Below are 12,892 nucleotides of genomic sequence, written 5' to 3' on the forward strand. Positions count from 1 at the left end.
CTACATGGATGCGTTTAGTCATCCTTTTTTTTGATTGTAATGCCTGATCGTAATGAAGCTGAAGAACCTTTTGAACCAAGTATCACCAACAATTTTTCAAAAGTAACGCATTCGTGCGAGAACGGGTTTTTCATCAAAGCTTTTTCAAACTTAGCTGCATACTGTTGTTCTACGAATTCCATTTCATTTTTAGTGCTATGTGAGATGGCTTGATCAAGACTGGCTTTGTTTTCCGCAATGTATTGTGTCTGATCTTCAGGTTTTACATGGCGTGGTATCTGAACAAGCTGATATTCAGTAATTGGCGCAACGGTTAAGTCATATCCTGTTAGGATCTCTTTCAATTCATCATAGTAGCTGTCTAGGTTCATTGGTGTGATAACGGCGCGAGTCACAGTTTCAACATCACTTTCCTGTTGAGCCTGTTCAGGTTCGCTTATACGTTCACCATAGATATTAAATTCAGCATCAAGATCCGCATTGTTGTAAGCACCAGCTTGTACTTGAGGTGAAATGTCAGAATCTTTACCGAAGTACTGGAACTGTTTTCGCTTCTCAATAATCTGGTCTTTAATGTTTGCTTCTTTTTGTGCTGAAACAATACTTTCACGGTGTTTTTGTTCTTTGGAGATTTCACCTTTCGCCGTGGACGAAGACATTACTGTTCTTTGACCAGGTGCCATCCCTTCAGGTGTGATGGATTCAAGACGTCTTGCTTCAAGAATCTGATGTACAAAATCTTGAGTAAAGTCTTTTACCGTGTTGTTGTTTTCGTACAAGGTGTTATTGAGCTTTCTGCAGATCTCAAAATCACCAAGCGCCGTGACATTGGCAGATGAATTGTTGTCTGTCAGTAGCGTGTGTTTTTCCTCAATCTCATGAATGAAGTCTTCAATTTTTAAAGTAGGATCGTAGATTTCAGATTTTTGGATATTGAAGATTGGGCAAAGGTCATTTAAGCGTAAGTACTTGGGTTGATCACCAGCCACATAGAACGCCAACATTGATACGATTTTAACGTCTGAAGTTTTACCACCTTCCCCTTTAGTTGATATGAGCAAGGTAAATTCGCCGTTGTGCTGTCCGGCAATTTGTTCAATTGTCACACGTTTTTCTTTGGCGAACTGGACTTCTGTTTGTGGTACCGAACGGTTGAATACTAGACCTTGATACATATTGATTGAGTTAACTTTACCTTGCCACTCTTCACCAGCAAAACCATCAACCAATTTGTATGTTGTACTTTCAGCACCCGAAGTAGTACGTCCAATGGCTTTAACGGTCGTGTTACCCCATGTAGCAGCTGCTTCCTCTTTAGATCCACGTTCAATATCTTCAAATGTTTGAGCACCGAACGTAATAGAGAAGTTAAGCGAACGTGCCTGAGCTGGTAAAACCGAAGCACCGACAATAACGATGTAGCCCCATTCGTCCAAAAATAGCTTAAATGAAGTAGTGGCGTTGGTTGGTCGTGCGTCAATAATGGCACGGCGTAAACCTTCCATTTTGTTACCAAGGGAACCAGCCATCATTTGTTTAATTGAGCCAATGATTAATTTTCCGAGCATTTTGAGTGAGTCTGGTGAACGCTCAAGAGCTGGTAATGGCACAGTTAAGATACGGCGGTTAAGTACAACGTCAAAAATATCAATATCACCGCCATGCTCTACACCAAAGATGTGACCGTAGTTAAACGTCAAGTCGTTAATCGCTTTGGTTAACTGCATGGTGATATAACCGTGTTGCTCACGGGTTTTGGTTTCTTGTTTCTTTAACTTTTTAGGGTTGCTTGAATAACCAGGTAATGAAACGAGGTAGCCTTGAAGTTGTTCAGCCACACGTTCAAAGTCAATCCCGTATTTATCGTTATGACAAAATACCAATTCTTCAAGTGCTTCAAGTTCCATGTATTGCGTGAATACTTTTGGTGAAAGCTGAATGAAGCCATTGTCACGTAGATAGACCAAAACTCGTGTAAGTGCGGCGATAAAGGCCATCGCACGACCTTTCCACATGTCACCACCGCCACCGCCTGAGTCATCAAGCAAGTTGATCAAGAATTCAATCAACATCCCTGAGCTGGTGTTGCTCATTTGGTTCATTGAGTTGGTCATCTTGTCGGTTTGTGCACGTAGCATGTTACGACCTGAGGTAATGAAGTTGATCGTTAATAGATCCTCATTACGCCCAAAGCGGTTACATAAACGATAGTGGTCTTGTTGAGCCTTGGTATCACCTTTTGCGTCTACAAAGATATAACCTGAGTTTTGTACGTACTGGTTGGCACAGTTACCTAGCATGTATTCTGTTTTACCCGAACCCGTAGTACCTAACACAATTTGATGTGTACGGTCATCGGAGTTAGATGCATAAACAGGTAGACCAGTTTCACGGCAACGACCAAGGTAAGTCACACCCTCACCTTGTAGCTTATCGCGATTGGTACGTGCGTATTCCAAAAAGGCTTTTGGATTGTCCAGTACGTCATCTTTTACGCGTGATGTAATGTCAGTTGACGCATCCAGTGAGTTTGAATGCAACGGCGCACGGAATGGCCACTCAAAAAAGTAATCATTCGGATGTGTGTAGCGTTTTAATAGGTAATACGCGATCCCTATAAATATCTCACCGCCAAACGGAACAACAAACAAAATAACTGCAATAGCACCAAGAACGCCAACCAAATAATTAGCGCCGTCTGGCGCTGTAAGTTTTAAATGGATTTTCTCTAAGCCTGATCGTGTATCACGCTTAAGCGAACTTGGCCTGAACTTTGTTTGTGTGCCGTATTTTTGTGTAGAAGCCATGCTTTGCGACCTACTCTTTTATCTTCAGGATAATAGGCAAAGTCGTTGTTTAACGACCTTACCCATTTCCAAGCACTTCAATGTATATACCAATTAACGCAAATCTATATAGCTGATTGGAGTTAAGAAGAAACAGCTTCAGACTTACGTTGGTTCAGTAATTTTTTCTTCATGTTTTGCTCAAGTTCATAGCGTTGATATTCAACAACCATCTCTTGTGCCATGGTAGAAATCACTGAAGCAGTTGCTTTGTTTTCGTCAAAGTCCGTGCCTTTATTTTTGGCATTTTTCTCAATCATGGTACGCCGTGTCTTAATCTGGTTCTTCGCACCTTTTGGGTAAAATTGTGCAAGGACCTTCAACGCCTTACCACGTTCACCGATAAGGTCATACGTGTAGTTACGGAGCGCACGTTCATCGGGATGTGTACTGAGTGACCATAAAAGGATTGGACCAAGTGAAACGGTATATAAGCCCGAACATTCCATTTTTTCGAGTTTAATTTTACTGAAGTACGTTAAGCCTTGATCTGAGAAACCTACGTTACCTGAACCAAGAGCATCCATTTCTAGTTGAGTTAGACCGATACTGTCACGAATAGCTTCACGAGATTCGCGTGTACCAGGATCGACAATCACATACGCCGTAGCAAAGCCAACCAAGTCTTTAAAGTCTTCTACTTTGTGTGATGCCAAGTTAAGACGAGCACCCCATTTACGCAATGTACGTGCGTCTTCAGCCAATTCTTCTAATAGGATTGGATCGCCTTTCGCAACGTGCAATTCGTCATAAGACATAATTTTGCGGTCTTCAAGAAGCTCATTAATCAGTTGGGTTGCATATTCACGATAAGCTTGTGGGAATTTTGGAATATCGTCACGGCTCACGGCGAACTTACGTTTAATGAACATCCGTACAATCTGGAAGAATAGCGATGTAGTTTTAGGATCTGATGATGTCGCAACTTCGTTTAAGTCGATAGAAGCTACACGAGCGTTACCAATGTCAAAGTTGGTGTGATAGAAGAATGCTGGATAGGTATTTTGTGCAGCCATAATCTGATGCGCCAAAAAGTCCAGTGCTCGTTCATTATCAATATGAACATCACTCCAAACATCTAAAATTGATGAATCAGAAAGTGTTTCAATCATATCGCCAATAGTCGGCATTGCGTAACGGTGAGCCAACGTGCGTCCACGGATCTCATTCAATGAATGGAAAAGATCACGTAGAGCGTAATAAGAAATATCCTTACCTTGTTCAGAATGTGGCTCAATCAGTCCGTGTTTTTCCATGATGCGATCTAGTTCTGGATCTGCAAAGCGCATGTACTTACGTGCTTTATGATCAGCATTCGTATCATCAGCAAAATAGAATGTACGGCGTAGGACCGCACCAATAACGTCAGAAGTGTTTTTGGCTGGTTGCCCTTTCAATTCAGGCGGTGTTACCAATGAACTTAAAAACGCTGTCATTTGACGCATTTCGTAGTTCAACGGGTAGCGTAAGCCCATACTGAATTCAAGCGGATTAATCGCTTCTTCTTTTGAGTTTTTAATACGCTTATAGATGGCATAGTGACGTAGCTCTTCAGGCAATGAATCTTGCACTGTTTCTACTAACCCACGGCTTGACTCACCCACATCGACAATATAGGTCAACGGGATACGTTCGTTACCAGGCATCATGATGTCCTCAAGCATGCCTTTGTTCATTGTGACCGATTTACCCGTACCCGGTTTACCAATGTTAATAGTCGTCCATACAGTCACTTCATTTGAGAACGAATCAAGAATAATCAGTTTACCGTCCAAGGTTTTGTTGAGCTGATGCCCTTTATGGAATGGTGAGTTAATACGTGTCAGCGGTAACATGTAGAACACATCAAACAACGGCGCTGGTGAAATAGGTGCGTGATTACGTACCATCAAGCCCGGTATATGTGATGCCCAAGTCAAAATAGGATCGCCAGCCTGTTCCATGACTTTTGCACCGCCCCACGCTTCAAAACTCTTCCAAAGCTTTTGGCGCCGTCCTACAAGAATGTTTACACCATCTTCGGTATTCGGTGCCCATGTCATCATGGTCATTTGCAGACCAGCAACAGTGTCTACTTGATCTAGGTCATTTTTAGTGGCCATCAAAATGTTACCAGCATTACGAATGGCTTTGTTTTGTGCCGTCATAAAGTGAATAACGCTTGATAACGTGCGTTTCATCATGGTTCCAGCCATACCATCACCAGTAATACAGTAACTCACCGCATATGGGATAGAACGGATGTTACCGCTAGTGTCGTGCGTTTTGGCCTGGTGTAATAAGCGGAATAGCGTTTCAAACGTATTCGTCTTCGCTGGATATATATCTACCATCAATGGCGCATATACAACGCCGTCAGTGATAACACTTCCCACTGGATAGAATGAACCTTGACTTGTACCAGGTAAGATCGCATTCGTCATGAGTTGTTCTGAGATCGGTTGATACAAAACGTGTGACGCATCATGTTCTGATGGTATTTCTTTCCAACGCATCGGTAAGCGTGTATTCAGCATCGGCACAGACAAGGTGAAGTCATCTGAAGTTGAATGTGAGGCAATTTGTTTTTTAATCGCTAGACCAGCTTCAACAACATTCAATACTTCATAGATTGCTGGAAATTCTTCAGTTGAGAGTGAGTTTAAGAATTGTGAGACAAAAGACTCATGGTGTACGTATAAGCTGTCCGATGATTTAAGCATGTCTTGAGCATTGACCGTACTTGGCATTGTAATTTGCGACAGTAGCTTTTTACGGTTTTTTGAGTCTTGAGCCTTATCGATTGGCGATAGTAAGGTTGGCTCAGAGATTAAAGCGATATAACAGCTTTCGTTAAATACACCGCCTGAAATGGTTTCTGTCATTTCATCAATGATGATGTCTAGATTCATCGCACAACGCGCCGTGGTCGCCTTTTGCATGGCATTCAAGTCATGAATCGCGTATGGCGTCTCATGGTCTACTTTGAACGCTAGATGAATCGTATGTCCACGGTCTTTGAAGTAGTTACGCATGTTGCTCGTCATCAAACCAATTTGACGGCTGAATGCATCACCACTAATTAAACTCTTAATCCCCTTGTATTCGATGATCGTAATCATTGCACCAGTTTTTGTGACAAACGTATGTTCGTCCGATACTGTTTCTAAATCGCAATAATCCTCTACGTCAGCTTTCATGCTTTGTAGGAATAACATCAATATAATTTCAATCTTGGAGTAACCAGTCTTTTTATAACCAGACTTCTCAGCTTTCTTCTTACTCATTTAAACACCTTTATTCACCTTTCTACGTCTATCTTTGATTAGACATGCCTTTAAGCATTAAGCACTAAAAAACGGTAATTCTCTTAAAACGTTAATCGCACTGTCGAAATCCTTATTTTGAATTGCGACCTCAAGACTTTTTACAGAGGGTTTTAAGCTTGTATCTAAAACCAACCTTAATAAAAGCTCATAGTAGGTACTGTTAAAAGGGATATTATCATTTTTTGAATTAGTAAATACATCAGTTTTAACGGTTTCGTCCTCTTTTAATTCGACATACTTCTTAAAACTATTTAGGTCAAACACTAAACCCTTATTAAGCAGTTGCCAAAACGCCGTTTCTAAAACCTCTTGGCTTTCACCTAAAGTACCCACCTTGAAGTTTAAGGAACCTGTATTTTTAAGTTGGAAGTGAACCTTATCAAGCTCTATGTAGATCTCTTTGTTCTGGTATAAGCCCTGTTCGTGGAAAACTTTAGACACCGATAGCTTTAAGTTTTGGTATATACAAAAAGATTGCAGCGAACTCATTTTTAAGTTGCCCGTATCTATCTGGTTTGTCGCATCTTCTACGGACGTTGGTAGATGTATCATCGGAAAGTAGCGTGTCAGTTCTTCAGACAGTTTCTTTTGTTCCAAAACGCTTATAATTGATAATGGATTGTCAAATCCAAAGTTGGTGCTTAGTAATTTCTTATGCTTCACACTCACACTTTGCTTAACCTGTATTTCAACGTCTAAGCCACTCAGCGCCGTTATTTTGTTTAGGTGTACCAAAGTGTCATCCAACAGCAAACAATCGCTGTTAACGGGGATATTCATCAACAGTAGCGCTTTAATCAGTGGATCTTGAAAATGCCCCGTTGAGTCTTCACCAGTTGTTGTCTGATTCCCTATCGCTATATGTACAACATGGAGTAGCATTAGCGTGTTAGATGTATGACCAGTGTCGCGTGTCGTTGGTATATACAAATCGTTCAGGAAGTTGAAAGCCTCAGTACCTATAACGCATAAGCGAAATATCGATAGCTGATCGTGCGTTTCCTTTGGTAGTGCATCTATCCCAAGTTCCCAATATTTGTAGATGTATGGACCAATAAATGAGTATTCATCATCATTCAATATGTCCGTCTCAAATACGCTATCCAATACCGCTATATCATTCACTATGTCAGGCTTAAATGGCTGTAACACTATGCCCGATATAACGTCTTCTAAGCTCATATCTATGTATTCGGTATCTGTTAAGCATTCTGTCATTTATGTGAACTCACTTATCACCCAAACCCTTAAATACATCTAGTGTTTGGTAGTACTCATACTGCTCGTCAGTAAAGATATTCGGGGAAAATACTATGTAGTGGTTTGGCAGATTAAAGCTCTCGTATGCTTCGTCTGATACCTTTTCCAAAGCTTTTGCGAGTTGATACAAAGAAAAGTTTTTGTTCTCTTTGATGGCATTCAAATACCACTCTTTGTACTTGCGGAGCTGGTCTACGTAATCAACGTTCGCTACCAACATATCTTCTTGCTTGGCTTCTTCATATTCAGCCATTGTGTTGAACTTAATGTCCGTGAAGTACAGTTGGGTATCAATTGTTTGGGTTCGTGTCTTAATCGCATTAAACGCCTGTATATCCTCAAACATATTACGTGCGTATTCTGCTTCAGACATCTTTGTAGGATTAGGGCGTTGATGGCGCTTTAACGGCTCTACAAGCAAGCTTTGGCGATGTCGCCGTGCGAACTTAGCAAGCTCAGGATCTTGGTTGTCAGACTTATGCGATAACACCAGTAATGCACGTTGATATTGATTAAAGATCTCTTGAGGTATGTTCGTACTCAATACGCATATTTCAGCTTTCTTTTCCAGTGATAGTGCAAAGATGTGGTTTTGTGCATGGCATAGCGTACAGACCGCTACAATGTTCTCAGCCGTATGGTTGCTATGATCGCCGTCTAAGTGATGTGGCTCTAAAAAGTATTCGTCATAGAAATCACAAAAATAGCATTTAGCTGGTTGTGAAGACATTATTTGCTTTATTGTCTCATTGGTTTTAAAACCATCATGGATAGTTTTATCTTGACGTATCTCTTGCTTGTCGTTTACGCCGTTAATAGGTCTTAAAATACCAAACTTACGGTTTATATGTTTCACTTAAACCCCTTAATACTATTAAGTAAGGTCTAATTAAAACATGTATATACTATTTTTAAAATAAAAAAAGCGCAGCCTAAGCCACGCTTTTAAACTTATTTATTATTGTATTACGCTTTACCAGTAATAGTGTTCGCAGCAGAGAACATGATGAAGCCTACGATTGATAACGCACCACCCACACCAATACAGATCCAAGCAGTTTTCTTTTTCTTTTGTTGATCTTCTTCTGATGTATACATCATATACAAACCAGTACCAACTAAGCCTAAACCAAGCACCATGAACACTACGATTAAGAATTTATAAACGTTTTGACCTAATGTTTCACCACGGCCTAAGATTTCATTCGCATCAGAACCAGCAGCGTGTTTTCCGTAAGCTGTACCACCTGGGTTCCATGTGCCAGTGTTTGCATATGCAACTTGACCCATTAATGCAGAAACAAAAGCTAAAAACATTACTTTTGCGCGGAATGCAGTCGCTTTTACAGTGCGAACTGAGTGTTTTACTAATGATACCATTGTCATTTTCCTTTTATTTAATATACGGGAGCTAATCTCCGCACTGTAATTAAACATTCTTAAAACCCTATTGCTTTAAGTTGCTTAATTTTAAACTTCTCGTTAAATATCTTCAATATCTTATACAAGGTTTTTAAGAAACTCTCACCCTATTTTAAGAAGATTGTTTAAAATATTGTAAAAAAGGTTCCTCCTATTTGTGTTCCAAAGGTATTAACAAAGACATCGTGTACGTCCTGAACGTATACGCATAATACACCTGTTATAATTAAAACCCATGCTTTGCGGTATGTCGCATTGCCTTGAGCATCAATTTTCTCTACAAAACCATATAAGCCACGAGCTACCGCTATAATCCCTACCAGTTGCGTAAAACCTACAACCGCCGTAACGATATATGCACCTAAATCATTAGCACCAGCATTAGGCAAGTAACTTTGTACCGTTACAAGTTCTATGCCATTACCACCAAACAATGAAGAACCTAGTGCACCAATGATATATCCGTCATATCCAAGTGATGCAAAAGCACCACCGATAAGAATCTTCAACAATGCCCCACCAGTGGTAGGCTCTTTCATTCCATGACCAAAGAACTTTTGTTGAGGTGATGATGCTTGCACTAAGTCAAAAAGCGCCGTGCCAGTAATCACCAACCCCGTTACAACAAAGCAAATGCGTATAAAGCTTAGTAGTGGACCGTATATGTTTAATATCGCTTTAACTATATCTAATGCATCCACGCTATTTTCCTTATTTCACCCAAATGGCTTGTTCGTTTTCGTCAACAGCATAGACCGTGCGATTGTCTGGCATCTTCTGACCTACATAGACTGTATATGTATGGTTTTGAGAATCTGTCATCCAAGCGCGATCGCCTACAACCGCAAAAGCATCCAAGCGTTTTGCACCTTTTGGAATTGATAAGGTTTTAGATCCCGATGTACTTAAAGCCTTTTGCTTAGTCTGGTCTTTAGCTATTTTGATTAAACTAGTCTTTAATTCCTTAATTGCCTGTTCTTGCAATTCAACAAGGTTTTTAAGATCGTCATTTTCAGCTTTCAGTTGTTCATTTTTGATTATGGTTTCTGATTGAGCAACTGCAGTTTGTTCGCCGTTTTGTACTTGCCCATGCGCTTGCTCTTTTTCTTTCAAACGTTGTAATAAAATAAGTGCATTCGTACCCTGACTTTGATAGAAGTTAACTGCCTCTATTCCTAGATCAGAATCAATCGGATACGACATGGATTTGTACATAATCATGTATTGACCAGTGGTAGGATCTTTAAACACAATATTTTCATCAACAATGAACGCCGTATCATCAGCAATACTATTGTCCTTTAAAGGTTGTTGATTTTGGTTGTATGTTGCTTGTGTTTGTTGAATGCCTTGACCAACAGTATCAATGGATTCTGGTGTTTGTTCTGGAGCAACTGCCGTGCTGACGTCTTTTGGTTTACTCATTTGTATCCAAAAGAAAGTACCAATCATAATTAAGGCAATAACACCAATAACAATAAGAAGTTTTGGAGGAATACCACCCTTCGCACTACCTTCGCCTTTTTGGGGTTTGCCTTCAGCATCTTTTAGATTTTTCTTTGCCTGTTCAGCAGTCATTTGATTATCAGACATTTCGCTTACCCCTTATTTTTCGGTGTTGTTACGTCAGCATCAAAAAAGACTTCAAATACTTTTCCGCTGTTAACGATATACGTAGTTGGTCGAACTGTTGATGTACGTGCCATGTTCGCCATTTCCGTACCAACGTTACCAATGATGTTCCCGGCAATTTCTTTATCGTTTGGCTCTTCCTTCGTGCTTACAACATTGCCAGTATTTGTGATTTGGGTTGTACCAATGTTTTGATAGGCTTGTCCGTAACCCTCAAAGATTCCAGCAGTAACCATACCGCCAAGCTTTTGCAAAGTGTGTTTTTGGACTTTATCAGCCATGCCCGATTGTTTTGTTCCAAGAGTTAAAGCTCGTACTTGGATTGCATACTCTTCGCCCTTAAACAACATACGGGTAAAGTTAAATTCAATATCCGCAGTATTCAGACCAACAGTACCAATAAGTTTTGCGCCGTTAAATTTACCGCCAATAACAGTAGCAAATAGGTTTTTACCTTTATCAGTATTCACACCTGTATCTAAACGCGCTTTCATTGTTGTACCAGCTTTAATGATTGCTAGTCCTTTAGTAGATTCGCTAGTCGTATTCGCAACGTTCAAGCTTCCAAGGTTTTGTTGCCCTTCCGATGCTTTAGTGTTGTGTGAATATTTATATGTTGAATATCCGTTGACCTTGTTCTTTGTATTAGAAAACGCAGCAAGTTGATCAACAAAAGCAGTTTGACTTAATTCACGCGTTGCAGCATTACGTTCTGCATAAGCAGCTGCTTGTTGGCTATATACACTAGCAACATCATTAGCAGCAGATGAAGCATGTTCATATTGTTGCGCGTAGTTAGTTTGATAAATCGGTGCGTTTTGATTAGCACCGTTTTGTGTTTGTGGTTGTTGTGGTAGACCACCGCTAGTTGGTTGAGGTAATGCACCACCTTGATTTGCCATATTAGCTCTGGCCATCTGGTCAAGTTCAAGCGTAATATTTGGTGTACCACCTGTTGCAGAACCGTTTACAGGTTGCCCATTTGGACCTGTAATAAAATTCTGATCGTTCAGATCGCCGTTTGGATCTTGTGTTGCAACTGTTTTAAATTCGGGCAAATAGCTTTCACCATTTTTGCCAGCTCGAGCAGCTTCTTCAGCTTGTTTTTGACGTTCATATTCTACATATTCAGGAGGGATAACATTTGTACCCTGTCCTTGGATTTCTGGTGTAGCAATAGCAACCTGATTATCTAAAGCTAGTTGGTCACTTTTCCCCATTGGGTTAAACATAAAAAAGCCTAATCCACCAACTACTACCAAACCAATAATTGCAACAACGCGAAAGCGCGTATCTGCAAAAACACGTTTTTTGTTAGCAGTTTTAATACTTGTATTTTTCAGTTTTTTAGGTTGGTCTTCTTCTGAATGAACTTGGTTTGCAGAAATAATAGTTTCATCGGTAGTACCTACTTCAGTGCTACGACTAGAATTCTCTTCAATGTCATTCGGGTTATTTTGTTGGTTCGTTGAATCCATTTTTAATTCTCACTTAATGACTTAAAATGCGTCTTCGAGGTAAACAGTTTTAGGTGTACCGCCAGTCGTTGAAAATGTGATGTACTTCAGATCTTCAGAATCTTCATAACGGAAGATCTTCATACCGTTGTTAGCGCGGAAAGAACTCAAAAAGGCTGGTTGAATAACACCAAAGTTACTACGCACATATATATAGCCACCAAACTTCCAAGCACGGACATTAGGACTATCGGTTCGCATTTCAACAGCACCCTCAGGCGCTAAGCCATCCATAAATTGCAAACTCACACCATCTGGAATAATCGATGTTTGATTGCCTGTTGAATACATAGCTTTGGCTGTTGGGCTTCGACCAGGTATACGTGCGTCTACACGAACATCTAAATCACGTTGGCCAGTAGCTAACATCAAAATTACTGGAGCACCCAATCCCTTTAATGTGACCGTTACGTTTCCGAAAGCAGCTGGATCTAATGGTTCGATTGAAAGGATGTTAGTTTCAGGGATTTCGTCTGGCTCTTTTTCGTTTTGCTCACCTAAGCCATCTGAGAAACGTCCACGGTCCAAAGAAATCTTTTCAATGTTCCATGGATTTCCTGAAGAATCGGTAAAGACAATAGTAGATAGCATGCCAGCGCTTAAACGAATTACTGGCGGTTCCTCACCAGGGTTTAATGAAATACCCAAACTACGGGTTTTCGCTTGTGGCGTATTTACATAAGGACTAGAAAGGCTTCGTTTTTGTTGCAACAAAAGTCCTTTAACTATTTTTGTTTGCTCAGGTGTGAACTGCAAACCAACAAGATTGTGAACCTGTCTGTCAATTTCCGATGCTGTATCAACTACCTCAGGTGCAACCAAAGGAGATTGAGCATCCGCAAAAGTATTCGGAGGCATATCAGCAGCATTAACTATTGTAGTTAATGCAGTAGAAGCAAAAAGAGCC

At 40.4% G+C, this 12,892-nt stretch carries 9 protein-coding genes; all 9 read right to left on the bottom strand.

Annotated elements, in window-relative coordinates:
* Window positions 1-14: 14 nt before the first annotated feature.
* The gene (locus DJ533_RS01400; RefSeq protein WP_042892356.1) at window positions 15-2,807 is read right to left on the bottom strand and encodes a type IV secretion protein DotL; all 2,793 of its coding nucleotides are present in this window, start codon (window positions 2,805-2,807) and stop codon (window positions 15-17) included.
* Between the two features lie 122 nt (window positions 2,808-2,929).
* Window positions 2,930-6,112, bottom strand: coding sequence for a hypothetical protein (locus DJ533_RS01405; RefSeq protein ID WP_033917407.1), 3,183 nt, complete (start codon window positions 6,110-6,112; stop codon window positions 2,930-2,932).
* Between the two features lie 57 nt (window positions 6,113-6,169).
* Window positions 6,170-7,372, bottom strand: a complete 1,203-nt coding sequence (locus tag DJ533_RS01410; RefSeq protein WP_024160951.1) for a hypothetical protein — start codon at window positions 7,370-7,372, stop codon at window positions 6,170-6,172.
* Between the two features lie 10 nt (window positions 7,373-7,382).
* A complete protein-coding gene (locus DJ533_RS01415; RefSeq protein WP_024160797.1) occupies window positions 7,383-8,270 on the bottom strand; it encodes an HNH endonuclease signature motif containing protein in 888 nt (295 codons plus the stop codon).
* Between the two features lie 110 nt (window positions 8,271-8,380).
* Window positions 8,381-8,794, bottom strand: coding sequence for a hypothetical protein (locus DJ533_RS01420; protein ID WP_024160796.1), 414 nt, complete (start codon window positions 8,792-8,794; stop codon window positions 8,381-8,383).
* 167 nt (window positions 8,795-8,961) lie between these two features.
* Entirely contained in the window at window positions 8,962-9,537 is a 576-nt protein-coding gene (locus DJ533_RS01425; RefSeq protein WP_024160795.1) for a hypothetical protein, read from the bottom strand.
* Between the two features lie 10 nt (window positions 9,538-9,547).
* Window positions 9,548-10,429, bottom strand: a complete 882-nt coding sequence (locus DJ533_RS01430; protein WP_024160794.1) for a hypothetical protein — start codon at window positions 10,427-10,429, stop codon at window positions 9,548-9,550.
* A gap of 5 nt (window positions 10,430-10,434) precedes the next feature.
* On the bottom strand, window positions 10,435-11,946 hold the full coding sequence (locus tag DJ533_RS01435; RefSeq protein ID WP_024160793.1) for a DotG/IcmE/VirB10 family protein: 1,512 nt from the start codon (window positions 11,944-11,946) through the stop codon (window positions 10,435-10,437).
* A 21-nt stretch (window positions 11,947-11,967) separates the two neighbouring features.
* Window positions 11,968-12,843: a DotH/IcmK family type IV secretion protein gene (locus tag DJ533_RS01440; RefSeq protein ID WP_227518657.1), complete on the bottom strand. Its 876-nt coding sequence runs from the start codon at window positions 12,841-12,843 to the stop codon at window positions 11,968-11,970.
* Window positions 12,844-12,892 lie beyond the last annotated feature (49 nt).

Origin of the sequence: Acinetobacter defluvii, from assembly GCF_001704615.3 — a bacterium.
Taxonomy (GTDB): domain Bacteria; phylum Pseudomonadota; class Gammaproteobacteria; order Pseudomonadales; family Moraxellaceae; genus Acinetobacter; species Acinetobacter defluvii.